Origin of the sequence: Streptomyces sp. SID13031, assembly GCF_010548305.1 — a bacterium.
Classification (GTDB): Bacteria; Actinomycetota; Actinomycetes; order Propionibacteriales; family Kribbellaceae; genus Kribbella.
Genome location: NZ_JAAGLV010000039.1, coordinates 1 through 14,237 on the forward strand (window position 1 = coordinate 1; position 14,237 = coordinate 14,237).

Annotated in this window: 6 protein-coding genes and 4 pseudogenes; 5 read left to right on the forward strand and 5 right to left on the reverse strand. The window is 62.8% G+C overall.

Translation table 11 applies throughout. The annotated features are described in order from the left end of the window. Positions 1–147: 147 nt before the first annotated feature. A pseudogene (locus G3I17_RS38830) lies at positions 148–1,114 on the forward strand (IS3 family transposase); the annotation flags it as partial. Positions 1,115–1,215: 101 nt separating this feature from the next. Here the strand turns inward: G3I17_RS38830 and G3I17_RS38835 are convergent. The 3 genes from G3I17_RS38835 to G3I17_RS38845 all read right to left on the reverse strand — a co-directional run bounded on the left by G3I17_RS38835 (position 1,216) and on the right by G3I17_RS38845 (position 4,973). Next, a complete protein-coding gene (locus G3I17_RS38835) occupies positions 1,216–1,677 on the reverse strand; it encodes a nuclear transport factor 2 family protein (protein WP_164604369.1) in 462 nt (153 codons plus the stop codon). Positions 1,678–2,181: 504 nt separating this feature from the next. Then, positions 2,182–2,823: a L,D-transpeptidase family protein gene (locus G3I17_RS38840; RefSeq protein ID WP_164604371.1), complete on the reverse strand. Its 642-nt coding sequence runs from the start codon at positions 2,821–2,823 to the stop codon at positions 2,182–2,184. 965 nt (positions 2,824–3,788) lie between these two features. Further along, positions 3,789–4,973 (reverse strand): alcohol dehydrogenase catalytic domain-containing protein, encoded by a 1,185-nt coding sequence (locus G3I17_RS38845; protein ID WP_164604373.1) that lies wholly within the window; start codon positions 4,971–4,973, stop codon positions 3,789–3,791. 59 nt (positions 4,974–5,032) lie between these two features. On the opposite strand from G3I17_RS38845, the gene G3I17_RS38850 reads away from it, so the two are divergent. Then, complete coding sequence (locus G3I17_RS38850) at positions 5,033–5,593, forward strand: TetR/AcrR family transcriptional regulator (RefSeq protein WP_164604375.1); 561 nt, start codon at positions 5,033–5,035, stop codon at positions 5,591–5,593. Positions 5,594–5,659: 66 nt separating this feature from the next. Here G3I17_RS38850 and G3I17_RS38855 read toward each other — a convergent pair whose 3' ends face one another. Continuing rightward, positions 5,660–8,494, reverse strand: a complete 2,835-nt coding sequence (locus G3I17_RS38855; RefSeq protein ID WP_164604377.1) for a LuxR family transcriptional regulator — start codon at positions 8,492–8,494, stop codon at positions 5,660–5,662. 510 nt (positions 8,495–9,004) lie between these two features. On the opposite strand from G3I17_RS38855, the gene G3I17_RS38860 reads away from it, so the two are divergent. Then, positions 9,005–9,562 (forward strand): hypothetical protein, encoded by a 558-nt coding sequence (locus tag G3I17_RS38860; protein WP_164604379.1) that lies wholly within the window; start codon positions 9,005–9,007, stop codon positions 9,560–9,562. A gap of 162 nt (positions 9,563–9,724) precedes the next feature. Here the strand turns inward: G3I17_RS38860 and G3I17_RS38865 are convergent. Further along, a pseudogene (locus tag G3I17_RS38865) lies at positions 9,725–10,168 on the reverse strand (transposase); the annotation flags it as partial. Between the two features lie 2,363 nt (positions 10,169–12,531). Between G3I17_RS38865 and G3I17_RS38870 the strand changes: the two are divergent. After that, positions 12,532–13,457: pseudogene (locus tag G3I17_RS38870) on the forward strand (IS481 family transposase). 39 nt (positions 13,458–13,496) lie between these two features. After that, positions 13,497–14,173 (forward strand): annotated as a pseudogene (locus G3I17_RS38875) (transposase); the annotation flags it as partial. Between the last annotated feature and the right edge of the window lie 64 nt (positions 14,174–14,237).

Consider the following 14,237-nt stretch of genomic DNA (forward strand, 5'->3'; position numbering starts at 1 on the left):
CTGCTGCGCCGCCGGCTCTCCGATGTCGTCTTCACCGCCCTGCGCACCGAACGGCAACACGACACCCAGGCCACATCGCCAGCAGCCATGGCAGCCTGACCAGGGAGCCACTTGACATAGGAGCATCCGGGAGAGCGACCCGCGATCTCGGTGATCTGCCGGTTCATCGCCGAGCACAAGGCTCGGTTCGGGGTCACTTCGATCTGCCGTGAGTTGAGCGCGCACGGTTGCAGGATCGCTCTGAGGACCTATTACGCCTGGGCGGTGCGGGCGCCGTCCAAGCGGGCGCTGCGGGACACGACAGTGACCGCGGTGCTGGCTGGCTACTACGAGCCCGACGAGCACGGCCGGCGCCTGCCGGAGGCGTTGTACGGGTCAGTGAAGATGTAGGCCCACCTGCGCCGCGAAGGGATCGAAGTGGCGCGGTGCACGGTCGAGCGGCTCATGAAGGCCAACGGCTGGCACGGCGTGACCAGGGCCAAGAAGGTCCGCACCACAGTCACCGATCCGGCCGCGACCCGGGCGCCGGACCTGGTCAACCGGCAGTTCACCGTGGCGGCACCGAACACGTTGCTGGTGGCCGACTTCACCTACGTGCGTCTGGTGAGCGGTTCTTTCGTCTACACAGCGTTCGTGATCGACGCTTTCGCAGGGCGGATCGTCGGCTGGGAGTGCTCGACGTCCAAGCACACCGCGTTCGTCCAACGAGCCATCACCCAGGCCGCAGCGTTCCGCGCCAGACAGGGAAATCCCCTGCAGGACAAGGCGATTCGCCACTCCGATGCCGGGTCTCAATACACTGCCGTGCGCTTCACTGAGACCCTGCATCGCCGACGGCATCGACCCCTCGATCGGCACCGTCGGCGATGCCTACGACAATGCTCTGACCGAAACCTCCATCGGGCTCTACAAGACCGAATGCATCCGCGACGACTCACCGTTTCACCGCGGACCACTGACCGGTCTCAGCAGTGTCGAAGCCATCACCGCCGACTGGGTCCACTGGTACAACACCAGCCGGCTCATACACCGCCTCGACCGACGCCCACTCGTCGAAGCCGAGGCTGACTACTATTCACAGACCCGCGACGACCAACCAGTCGTTCGCACATAACCGAAGGTGCATCAAACCCGGGGCGGTTCAATTCCAGGATACAAGTAATCAAGCGGCGACATCCCGGGGAGGCCTACAGGAAATATCTCCGCAGCACCGTTCTAGGCTTGCCGCACTCCATGTATGTAAACAGAAATGACGGTTTCCTCGCCGGGTTCTCGATCCGCCGCTACCGGGGAGATCTGCGCCTGAATACATTTCCACGCGCCATCTTGATACAGATACGTATCAGTATAGGTCGACATTCCAGCCTCATCTTGCCCGTCGCAGCGAATAACGTGACGGTTGGTCGAGCGGACGAGAGCCACATTCTCGATAAGAGTGATGAGCTCATCACGTACATCCCAATAGATGACGACATCGGGGTCGAAACCCGTTGCCCAGGCCTTCAAGTATGATTCACGATTGATACGTGCGCCGTTACTCCGAACGCAGATAAATTCAGGGTGAAGAATCGCGTCATGCGACTCGACGTCATTCCTGATGAAATTCTCGATGAACCGCGCGTTGAGCGTGCGCAAGTCCTTCAATGCCTCCGGCGATTCCAAGTATCCAGCCGTCATTATCCATCTCCGATTGCTTCTTCAGCCGATCAATTTCACCTGTAGCCTAAGCTTTGCAGGTGCGGCCGTGCTCCTCACAGAGGCCTTACGCTCATAGCGTCGCCCGGCCTGTCGGCGGCCGAAATGGGGGACCACCCCAACATCGACCCCTAAAACGACGGTTACTCTCTCTAGCGCGTTAATCCGGGTCTTCGAGCATGAGCGGGCCTGACGGCCGAATTGGCGTTGTCCGATGTTGACGGAGACCACGACTCGCTGTAGTCATGTTGATGTCGAATCAATCTGATCTTTGAGCACCACGCTGCATCGAAATCCTTGTGCGTATCGACGCCTAAACGACTTCTTGCTATTCCACACCAACGACTTGAGGTACTACTGGCCCAATCACATGGTGGGCCTAAGGCCAGGTTGCCGCTCGGCTAGTCATCCGCCTATAGCGAATTGTCTTTGTGCCCCTGCTCCGCTGGTGGCTCCGACAGCCGTGGACCAAGCCGTGTGTCCGGGCTATCCAATCAGAATCCTCGGATGCATCTTCGGGTCCAACCACCGCAGAATTTGCTGCATGTTCGCCTTCGGCACGCTCACGCAGCCGGCCGTCGCACCACGCCCGTTGACATGGAGGAAGATTCCCGAGCCTCGGCCACGGACCGGACTTGGCCGGTTGAAGTCGATCACCACCGCGGCTTCGTATTGCCGCGAATAGTTGGCCAACCGCTCCGACCCGTCTTGATTGCTTTCCGGAAGCCACCATTTGAACCCGCCGGCCCAACGGCCCCGCAATGTATTGTAGTAGGCGCTCGAATTGTCCTGGACCCAATAGTCATCGGCGTTGATACGATGATAGGGAAGCTTGGACCCGGCTGCTGCTGATGTGCCGAACGCCTCGGTGAGAGCGAAAGAGCCGGCCGGAGTCGTGCCGGTCCCCTGCCGTCGACGATCCACCGACACGATGCCGCCGGATCCCACCCTGGCATCGTCGGTCTGCGGTAGAGCAGGAACCCAACTGTCCTTCACACGATTCCACATGGTGACAGTCGCGTACGTGCCCCTCGCTTTCACCGCGATGAGCTGTTGTGAGTCTCCGATGTAGCCCTGCACCGGCAGGGTCGGCGCTTTCGCAACGTCGGCTGGCGGGCCGGGCGGCATGGAGGGAGTCAAGACCTTCGGGACGGTTGGGGAAGCCGGCAAGGCAGTCCTCTTCGCACCTTCTGGGACGGGCACGGATGTAGGGCGTGCGTGCGACGCTGCCTGCTTCGTCGCGCCAACCGTGGCATGAGGTGCGGGATCTCTATGAGGTGCAGGATCTGTCACGCGTTGGTGAGGACGTTCGGTGGGCCGGACACCGCGCTGAACGGTCTCGGATGGTTGGGGTGTGCCGATCGCAGTCACCGTCGAGGCCAGGGGTGCACTGGTCAACCCCATCACCGCGACGGCGAGCAAGCCCGCGCCGATTACCAAGTAGGACCACACCTTGACCTTGGGCCGAGGTCGAGCACTGGGCCCTGGGGTGGCGACGCGTCGGGCGCTACGGGGAAAGATCTCAGACTCCTTCGGATGGGAAGTTCTATCGCTGGTGAGAGTGCGCAGCAGACGGTGGTCTTATGCCGGCGGCCAACTCGCATCTCGAACCGATCGCGGGTTGCTCCCGCGGCCACAACCCATCCAAGTCGGTAGCGAAGGCAGGTTTCCAGGAGGACAGCCCCCGATCCTGCCCCCTAATTGTCGTGAGGCGGCTCGACGGTCGGGCCGCTCGGAGTTCATGACTGCCGCTGTTGTCTTCGCCGTAGGTGAACGCTGCTCTGGCCGACGTTGCCGACGTTGCCGGTGATCGCCAACGACATCGCCCCAGAACACGTTCGCGGTCGGCACAACGGCGCATTCAGCCTCGCGCCGACCACCGGTTCATTGTCGGCTCATTGCTTTCCGGTCTGGCGCTTACCAGCGGGCATGCGGCACCGCTACTCATCGGTCTCGTCGGCGGGTGTGGCACCGCCGCGATCGCCGGTCGTGCACTGGAACGAACTTTGCCAGTGCACATCAACCTGATCCCGCGTGCGACCTCCGAGGGTGCCGAGAGCTCCGCGCAGAGCCTTACGCCTCCTGGCACACCATCAGGCGATTGACCGGCCGTTGCTCGCCTGCCGCGGCCGATCGGCGAGGCCGAGGGGCTGGCGGTGAAGGACAAGTTTTGTGGTGTGTGTTGCGTAGGCTTCGGGGGCATCTTCCCAGTCCGCCAAGACGCTGGTGACCAGCTCGGCGGAGAAGTTGCTTCGAACAATGAAATCGAGGAGCTCCGGTAGATGCGGCCGAACGTGCGAGACTCCGACCTTCAGCGTGGCACTGGTGGCATACATGTCCATGATCGGCACCTTGATGCCCGATGCAAAGTAGTAGCCGGTCGCCGTGCAGATGCCACCTGGGCGCAGAGCACGCAGCGCCGCCGCAAGACCCGCACCCTGGGCCGACGCCTCGACAGCGACGTCATAGCGGTCGCGAACTGCTGAATCCAGCGACTTACGTTTGGTGCCGTCCAGCTTGTGCACGACGGCTCCGTACGCCGCAGCGACGTCCAGGCGCGACTGCCGGTCATCGTAGTAGTCGACGACCGACGCACCGTACGCGATCGCAAGGCCGGCCGCGTACAAGCCGATGCTCTGAGCACCTCCGCCGATGACAAGCACACGCCCGCCGGGTCGTTCACGAAGTGGCGGGGCAATCGCCCGCCATGCATCCGCGAGGTTGTCGCTGGCAGCAGCCACACGGAGCGGGTCGACACCGTTCGGAACCTTGACAAGCATGTGGTCCGCGTAAGGGATGCGTAGAGAGTCAGCAACCATTCCACCCCACGGCCCCGAAGACGATCCGAAACCGAAGGCCGCCAGTGTCTTGCCCGGGCTGGTCGTCGCTGTAGTCGAACACTTCGCCGTCAGGCCCCGCATGCACTCGGGGCAGGTGCCACACGAGACGGCCCACGGGACAATGACGATGTCTCCAACGTGAAGCTGGGTCACTTCCGGTCCCACCTGCGTTACTTCAGCCACGCACTCGTGCCCGATCGCAAATGGTCCCCGGAACGGCACAGCGCCGGCAATCGAGCCTACGGCCGGGTCGATCAAGCCCACCCTCAACCCCAACTGCAGGACGCGCGCTACTGGCCGATGGATCGGCAGAGTGTCGCCGTCGCAGCGGCTGGCCACGAACGGCCGCACCAAGGCGTCGGTCGGGTCAATCACCGCAGGGTCGGGCTTGTCGCGCCACTGCAAGAGGCCGGACTTGATGAAATTGAGCTCACGCATGAAGACTCCTTGTTATGCTAGGTCGCATAACATACTGGACGCTCACTGGAGGTCGGCAAGTGGGAGTGACCACCGACACACGAGAACGAATGATCATCAGCGCGGCATCATTGCTGCGCGATCGAGGAGTCGCCGGCACCTCGGTGGCCAAGGTTCTGGATCACAGCAAGACGCCACGAGGGTCGGTCGGTCACCACTTCCCCGGAGGTCGTACTGAACTGCTCACCGAGGCACTTCGATGGGCAGCTACGCGAGTCACGGTCGCCCTGGAGGCGGCGTACGAGCGTGGCGATAGTCCTGCCCAGGTATTCGCCATGATGTGCAACGTCTACCGACGCCAGCTGGACGATTCGGGCTTTACAGCTGGCTGCCCTGTTGGCGCAGCCGCCCAGGAAGCATTCAACGATGCCGAGCTAGGACCGGTCGTGGCCGAGATTCTCGCAAGCTGGGTCGGCTCCTTCGCCGGCGTCTTCATCAAGGCCGGCCGGAAGGCCGATGAGGCTGACGAGCTTGCCACGCTGTGCATAAGCGCCCTTGAGGGCGCGATCATGGTCGCCCGCGTACAGCGATCCTCTCGTTCACTGAAGGCCGTCGAGGAGCGCCTGTCACCACTCCTGTGACGACAATTCCTCCGGCATTCCGCGCTCAGCACACCGATGACGTAGAAGACCTGTCGCCCGCCTTGGTCAGGCGGGAGCCTGATGGACCTCGAGGTGCTCGTGCAATTGCTTTCGCTGGGTGATGCCGAGTTTGCGATAGGCAGCCGACAGATGGACCTCGACGGTTTTGATCGTCACGAACAGTTGCTGGGCGATCTGACGATTGGTCAGATCCTGGGTTGCCAGGTCGGCCACCCGCCGTTCGCTCGTCGTCAGGGATTCAGGGCCAGTGGTCGTCAACCGCCGCGGTCTAGCGCCGGCGGCCCGCAGTTCCATACGGGCGTACTCCACCACTGGTGCCGCCCCGCATCGATAGGCCAACTCCAACCCGGCCGCCAAAGGCGCCCGGGCCTCCACTCGCGCGTTGCTTCGCCGTAGCGCAGCACCGAGGTCCACCAGCGCCTTCGCGTGCTCCAGCCTCGCCGATGACCCGTCCAAAACCTCAACTGCCTCACGCAACAGGTCGAGGCCGGCCTGCCCTCGCGTTAGGCGACCCGCCACCCGCATCGCCCGCCCCAGTGCGAACGGCGCTCCCCACCGCCGAGCAACCTCGATCTCGGCCGAAACCAGGTCCATTGCCTCCGCCGTCCGACCGAGCGCATGCAAAGACATCGCGGCCTGTGACCGCCACGCGACCACCGCGGGGTTGCTCCCGTTTCCGTGCTCGGCGAATCGCGCACCCGAAGCAAGCGCCGACTGCACGGCCATCTCGTGCTGTCCGCGGGCAGCAGCCACCCGCGCCATCGACAGCAGCGGGTAGAAGTACAAGCCAACGACCGGTAAGGGAACTTGCATCTCCACCTGTGCCAACAAAGCCTGCGCCTCATCGACCTTGCCGACCTCAATGAGTGTGTCGGCGAGCAGGGCATTGATGACGGGGGGAGCCAGCACCGATCCCGTCAAGGCCGCCAAGCGTTGAGATTCGCGCAAATCGGTCTCCGCCTCGGCGAGTTCCCCTTGCTGAAGCCACCCGAGTCCGCGGTATACGAGGGCAGTGGTGAGAGTGGAGAAAGCCCCGCCAAGCCTGGCATCGGTGATCGCGGCGGTGTATCCGGCCATGCCTTCAGCGGCTCCCGCGACGATCAGCGCCCAGAATGGCAAGGTGGCCAGGATGACTCCCTGACCCGCCGCGCTTCGAATGGCTGGATCGACAGAGAGCTTCTTGGCGCTCGCAATCGATTGTGGGTCACCGACGTACGCGTCGGCACCGCCGATCATCCCGTCGAGCAGCCGGCCCCCCAGACTGTTCAGCGGCGGAAGCGCCCGGGCGTCCTCCGTCTTGGTGACGGCTGCGGTTACACCCGTCGCCACCAAAGGAGCATCGATCAGGACAGCTCGCAGGGTACGGACGAGGTCTTGCTCCGATGCCGGGACATCCGCGATCGCGTCGCTCAGTACTCCGATAGCTTGTTCGACCTTGCCCGTGAACAAGTAGAGCATTCCCAGTATGTGTGCCACCTCGGCCCGCGCCACCGGGTCAGCTTGGTCACGCACCACCGCCTCGAGGTACTCGGCAGCAAGAGGAAGGTCTACCCGCGCTGCCGCCATTCCCGCCTCGGTCAGCAACTCGACCCGGATCGCAGCGACGGGCGGCTCGGCCAATGCACGCCGCAGATAGGCGACTGCCGCCTCCGGCGCGCCTCTGATCAATGCGGCCGCAGCGGCCTGGCGTAGCGCTGTCACCGTCTTGGCGTCTGAGTCAGGCGGCAGCCGCAGCAAATGCGCCGCAATCTTCTCTGGCGCTGCGCCGGCCTCGGTCATGCCGCGCGCAGCCGCAGAGTGGTACGCCGCCCGCTTACTGGCCATCACCTGCTCGTACACAGCGGTCTGCAGCAGTGGATGAACGTACCCGTACAGCGTGCCGTAAGGGAGCTGCTCCTCATGCCGGATCAGGTGTGCTGACTCAAGTTCGTCGACGCCACTGATTGCTTGCTCGGTGTTGATGCCCGCCAGTCGAGCGGCCGTGGCAAGGTCCGCCCCTGGGCCCAGTACGGCGAACGTCTCGGCAAGGCGAACTGCTTCTGGATGCATACGGCTCAGCTGCAGCGAGGTGCGCCGACTCAGACTCAGTGCGCCGCCTCGAAGGATCGCCTCCTTGTTCTCTATGACGGGTAACAGGCCATCTGCCCGAGCCGTCCTGGCCAGCTCCCCGAGCATGAACGGATTGCCACCGGTCGCCTGATGGCAGGCAAGACTGACCGCCTTGTCGGGGTCGCGCCCGAAGCACTCGCCAAGCAGCGCACTCGCCGCCACCTCACTCAGTGGGCCAGGCAACAAAATGGTGCTCGCGGCATCGATCGTGATCAGGTCGAGCAGGTTTGTCGCCGCGCCTGGTTCGTCGGGGCGCATACCCAGCAGCAGAAGTACCCGCAGATCCTCCAACCTCGGTAGCAGATAGGCGATCAGCCGCAGCGAAGGTTCGTCTGCCCAGTGAAGGTCATCCAGCACCAGTAGCAGAGGTCCGGTTCGCGATAGATCCGATGTCAGCCAGAAGAGGCTGTGCAGCGCGGAGAACTCACCGAGACCGCTCCCCTCGGAGGTGGGTAGAAACGCGTCCTTGGCCTGCCTCGCCACGTCGGACAAGCGAATGCTCGGGTCGTCACCAGCAACCAGCAGCGGCTCGAACAACTGCCGGGCCATTCCGAACGGATACTCACGCTCGAGCGGTGATCCCCGGCCGGCAAGCACGCGAAAGCCCTGTTCTACCGCAGACCTCCGAGTCCGCTCGATCAGCTGGGTCTTACCGATGCCCGCGTCGCCGCAGACCACAACCACGGCACTACCCCCAGCGCGCACCTCGTCAATCGCCGCTTCAAGGACGCTCAGCTCAGCGTCGCGCTCATATACAGGAGGGTCGACCATGCTAAGAGTCTCGTCCTAGCTGACGAAATGAGGCAAGGGGCGCACGCACAGCGATCGACCTCCTGCCGGTGCCGTCGACAAAGATTCAAGGCCGACTGCAGACCGGTGGCCGATGACAACGTTCGCCCCCTGTCTTCTGGAATAGTCCGGAGAGCTTGAGAACTCCGCTCAGTGACTTATGGTAACCAGTTGTTGCTCACTGACACGATCTCCGACCACTGACGCACCGCGGCCCTGGTGCCAACAGGCATGAGCCAATCATTAGCGTGCGAGACAGGGGCACGCGCCCCGTGCCAGGCCCTCCTGTCTGCGCTCATCCTCGAGACACCAGGAGTACGTCTTCGGAGGTCGAGAATGCCCACAAAGTCATCGCTACAGAGGGTTCGTGCCGGAGGCATCTCGGCCGATCGCCCAGAACTGCGGCGATACCTGACACTGGTCGAGGCGTGGGCACGCAAAGCGGAGCTTGACGTTCTGGTGGACGATGACGTGTCGGGGTGGAGTCCAGACATGTCAACGGCCAGCCACACCGATGGACTCAACCCGACGTTCGATGTCACGCGAAGCCCGCTTGATGCCGAGAACAGTCTGTGGATCAAGCTGTTCGATGTCGTCGGCTGTATCGCCTGTCGAACACTTCAAACGAACGACCTCGCCGAACTGATCCGCTCGATGCGACTGTGGTTCGACCCGGTGCCCGCTGATCCGCAGGTCGCCTCACGCTGCGTCGTCGCACTTTCCCCACATCTCGGGCAGGGTGGGGCACGTCGGAGGACTGTGGTGGCGCCGAGCCTCCGCGGGATCGGCGCCGGCCAGATCCTTGCCCGCCTGGCCAGAGCCATGGTCGTCGACCGGTTCGAGGCCGACTGGGATACATGGGTCTCGTTTCAGGTCGTGACCAACAACCCCAAGTTGACGGCAGCCTACGGACAGGCGACCACCGTGCGCTGTGTCGACGGCTTCTTCCTGCCCGCCGGACGAGATGAGCGCCTGTACCTGAGCTACCTCCGCCACAACCATACGACGGCCATCCCGTTCCACCTCGAAGAGGGAGGGCTCAATGAATGACCATCGCCTCGCCGAGGCAGTCGGGCCGCTGAGGGCCGAACTGGTCGCCTACCTGGAACGCAAGAAGGCGACCTGCCGGCCCAAGACGGTCTCGGCGATGGCCACCCGCCTCAAGCACATCTACGACGCGTGTCGACCCCCGCGATCACATCCTTACTGCAACCCAAGGGTTAGCTCCTTGGCCAACAACGAGATCACCATCTCGTCCACTCCCGACAGCCGCTTCTGCCGCTTGGCGACGATCCTCGGCTCGAAGCTCGCGTCCCGGTCCCGCGGCACGTCGATGTCCACCTCCCCGACATCGGTCAGCACAGTCTTGGACCGCACACCGTTGCGAGAATTCCCCGTTCCACGACCGGCCGGATCATGCTTGTCATAGCCCAAGTGATCGGTGATCTCGCCCTCCAGCACCGACTCCTGCACCCGCTGGCTCAGCTGCTGCAGCACCCCACCCTCACCGGTCAGCTTCAGCCCACCCGCCCGGGCCTGTCTCAGCAACTGCTCGACAAGCTGCTCACCCAGACCATCCAGCCCCAGCCCCAGCCCCAGCCCCAGCCCAGGCATCGACTCCTCAACGTGCTCCACGCCAGACATCATCTCGGTCATCAGATCTACTTCCACGATCGGGAGTTACACCGAACTTCTTATAGTCCCGCCGGTCGCCGGCCGATCCCTCACTCCCCACAATGGCCCACAGTCCCTCCACTGCCACAGACCAATGGCTACTGAATAACCAGGGCTAGATTCGTGGAGACACCCGAACTACAGCAACTGAACCCCCAATCTGCGGTCAGTTGTCGGTAAGCTTTTGAGACATCACCGGCCGGAGCGGCGCGCGACTTGAGCCGCGAAGACGGTCACCCGCATGGAGGACCAGGTTAACGTGCTAACGGGGGTTTCACACGTCATAACCATCACGGTTGAGGCGAGTCAAGTCGCTGCGCATCGGACCGCTCGACTTTAGGTGAGTCTGGACGTGCACCCGACCGTAATGGCTTTGGTGTACCGAAATGTAAGCGCACTGTAGGTTTTCGACACGGCGATGGTTCGACAGTAGTACAGTCCGTGGCCTGGGACTGTAGCGTAGTTATAAGCGGCCGCGTCCAGTTCGCTTGCAAGCACACCGGCGATTGATCGATCCCAATCTCCCCACACCGGGAGCCCCTCTTGAATGACATTCTCATCGAAACATCTAGCCGGCATCGGGTACGGCTGCCCAACACATTTCCGATTTATGTTTCGCAGAGTCAAAAGATACTCTTCGACTTCGTTTGACTCGGTGAATTTCACTTCGAAAGCAGGCCAGCGGGCGCCTTGATCGATTCGTGCCTGATCGAGGACACGGAGCATTGTACTCCGTTGCGCTGCTTCTGTCACTGAGCGTCCAAGCGCCCCAGTTCCGGCGCCCTTTTCCACATATGCACCTCCGGGCGCCTTGTAGTCGATCTTCCACTCCGCGGCAGGGATGGGCTGAGTAGCGATCTCCACATGGAGATTATCGCGTAGCGCGGATACACCGTGAAACCAAATCGTGTGACCGGTATCAGAAGCGCCTACCAGGATCCCGTGTGCGACTACCGCGTTTGCCGAAGCGTTCGAGTAGATCGGTGCACCAGAATCTCCCGGGGCCGCCAATACGGCTGAAAAATTCGTAGCGGACATGAGATTTCGTGTCCACCCGTCGGGTTGGTGCATGTCGGATCTAGCCGGTTGGACTGTTGCATTGCATTGCGCCCCAAAATTCGTTCCGCTTACGCAGATCAAAGAGCCCGGGGCGGGATCCACCGCTTCAACGACCGGACCTTGGCGAGCGATATTTTTACCAGCGATGACGGGAGGGCCAGAGTAAATTCTGGCCGCATAGTCACCACCATCCTTGATGGCGGTCATGTCAAATTCGGGATAATTCGATCGCCCTCCCGAGATGCCAAAGAACTCGGAGCCAGACGTGACGGCTGTGTCATTCTCGAAACAGTGCCCGGCAGTAGTCGACCCCAATTGTCCGTCAGGGAACACGACCGTAAGCCCACTGGTGCACCGAAACCCTGCGCCGTGGATACTGGCGCCGCCGAAGTGAGGCGCCGCGTCTCCATCTCGGCCACCGGAAAGCAGAGAGATGGGGCTGTATCTCACCTCAACGCTGCTGCCTAAGTGCCTCTTCAGCGCGTCTCCAACCTCTTTCTCCTTCGGCTCGAGGTTGACGATATATCTCTTCCCGCTTGGCTCTGGGGTCACGGAGAATGTCGCATGACGGGCACGGGGGTGCCAGTCGGCAGCATCAATCACGTCGCGAGCGTGCTGAAGCGAAAGATTCATCGGGTAAGAGTGTTGGAATTGCTCGGGATCTACTTGAGTCGCGTGAGCTACGCTGCCACTCGAGAAAAGTAGGAGAAATGCGATTGCTAGCCCACTGTTCCTTACCTTGTTTCCCATTTTACTACTCCATCCTTGTGCGTGTCTTACACATATCCCCCTGAAGCTATTATCGGTACAGGTTCGCCAGAATAACACCCTGAACTAGACCCCAGCCTTTGCCTGTGGAAGCGATTCATTCGACTCTGCCGTCCAGAGTTCACTCTCGCTGAGAACGCTAGAAGGGTCGCAGCGGCGCTTCGGAGTTCGCTCCTGGTCGTGAACTGCTGCCTCGCGTCACTCTCGCAGACGGTGTGAACATCCGAGAGCTCGCCGCCTACCTCGGCCACGGAGATCCCGCATACGCCCTCCGCCTCTACACCCACATGCTGCCCTCCTCGCATCAACGCGCAAGGAAGGCCATTGACTGGCGACTTCGTTCACTATTCGCGTCAGCCTCTGACGGAGCAAACCCTGGCACAGCGGCTTGAGACCCGCCGAGCATCGGATTGATGTATTGATCATGAGGGCTGTTGACAGCGTGTCGGGTTGAGATGTGGAGAGACCTCCGGCTGGGCGTGAGTTGCTGACGCTCACATCCGATCCACCGGAGGTCTCTGGCGCACCGTAATGCCCGGCTGACCGGGCGCGGCCTTCGACTGCTGATCAGGCGTGTTGTGGTCGAGGGCCGCTCAGTCGCCCACGTAGTGGGGAACTGTGGTGTTCCCGGGCGACCGGCTACAAATTGCTGACCCGGTGGCGGCTCGAGTGCGACGCAGCCTGGCTGACCGGTCCAGTACGGCGTACCGGTTGCCGCGCAAGACCCCACCGGAGGTGGAGCAGCGGGTCTGCCGACTGCGCACCGAGCGCAAGCTCGGACCCCGCTGGCCGGGCCCACTGCCCGGCGTGCCAGCCTCGACCGTGCACGCGGCCTTGACCCGCCACGGTCTGCACCGGCTTGCCTGGCTGGACCGGCCAACTGGTCCGCCGTAACGAAACGCGACACCCCCGGTGAGCTGATCCACGGGGGACGGGAAGAAACTCGGCCAGCTCCGCGACGGCGGAGGCTGGCGAGTCCTGGGCCACGACAGCCCCGAACACCGCCGCTCCCGGAACGCCCCCCAGGGTCGGCTACGTCTACGTGCACTGCGCCATCGACGACCACACCCGCCTGGCCTACGCCGAAATCCACCCGACGAGAAACCCACCACCTGCGCCGGATTCCTGCGCCGCGCCGCGCAGCACTTCGCCGACCACGGCATCACCGGATTCGAGCGCGTGATGACCGACAACGCCCTGGCCTACCGCCGCGGCCACCGAGCCCTGACCGACCTCGGCGCCCAGGCCCGCTTCACCCGCCGCTACCGACCCCAAACCAACGGCAAAGCAGAAACGCTTCAACTGCATACTCCTCGACGAATGGGCCGCACAGCCATTCACCACCAACCAGCAACGCGCCGACGCTCTACCCCGCTGGCTCCACACGTACAACTACACCTCACTCGACGGCAAAGGGACTGCCCCCGGTTCGGTTGACTCCTGATCTGTGAGGACTTGGGTCCTTGCTGGAAGGATGTCTGTCATGCCGAAAGCGTTTCCGTTGGAGTTCCGTCGCGATGTGGTCGCAGTTGCCCGCAAGGGCGAGGCGCCGATCGCTCAGGTCGCGAAGGACTTTGGAATCTCGCAGGCGTGTCTGCGCCGCTGGCTGAAGCTGGCCGATATCGAGGACGGCAACAGCCCCGGAGCGACCAAGCAGGAGTCCGAGGAGTTGCGGGAAGCGAAGAAGCGGGTCCGGCAGTTGGAGCAGGAGAACGAGATCCTGCGCCGGGCTGCTGCCTACTTCGCCCGCGACGTCAACCCAAAATAATCTACCCGCTGGTCCTCGACCTGGCCGCCGACAGTATCCCTGTCGCGGTGACCTGCCGGGTGCTCAGCTTCAGTAAGCAGGCCTTCTACAAGTGGTGCAGAAACCCTGTCACACAACGCGATTGGGATGAAGCGCACCTGATCAACACCGCCCGGGCCATCCACGCCGACGACCCGGCGTTCGGGTATCTGTTCATCGCCGACGAACTCACCGACCTGGGTCACAGTGCGGGCGAGAACCGGGTCTGGAGGTTGTGCAGCCAGGAGCGGATCTGGTCGAGCCACGCAAAGAAACGAGGCCTGAACCGCAAAGCCGGCCCGCCCGTCCATGACGATCTCGTGAAGCGGGTGTTCACCGCGCCGGCACCGAACCTGGTCTGGCTGACTGATATCGAGCGCCACGAGGCGCTGTTGAACCGTGCGGTGGTGAAAGGACACCGCCTCCGGTCCGTCGCAG

What these genes read in the sequence shown, in the direction of transcription:
- G3I17_RS38835 (WP_164604369.1), bottom strand. Translation starts at nt 1,677, where the DNA reads ATGACGGCTGGATACTTGGAATCGCCGGAGGCATTGAAGGACTTGCGC.
- G3I17_RS38840 (WP_164604371.1), bottom strand. Translation starts at nt 2,823, where the DNA reads ATGCCGCCCGGCCCGCCAGCCGACGTTGCGAAAGCGCCGACCCTGCCG.
- G3I17_RS38860 (WP_164604379.1), top strand. Translation starts at nt 9,005, where the DNA reads ATGTCAACGGCCAGCCACACCGATGGACTCAACCCGACGTTCGATGTC.
- G3I17_RS38845 (WP_164604373.1), bottom strand. Translation starts at nt 4,973, where the DNA reads ATGCGTGAGCTCAATTTCATCAAGTCCGGCCTCTTGCAGTGGCGCGAC.
- G3I17_RS38855 (WP_164604377.1), bottom strand. Translation starts at nt 8,494, where the DNA reads ATGGTCGACCCTCCTGTATATGAGCGCGACGCTGAGCTGAGCGTCCTT.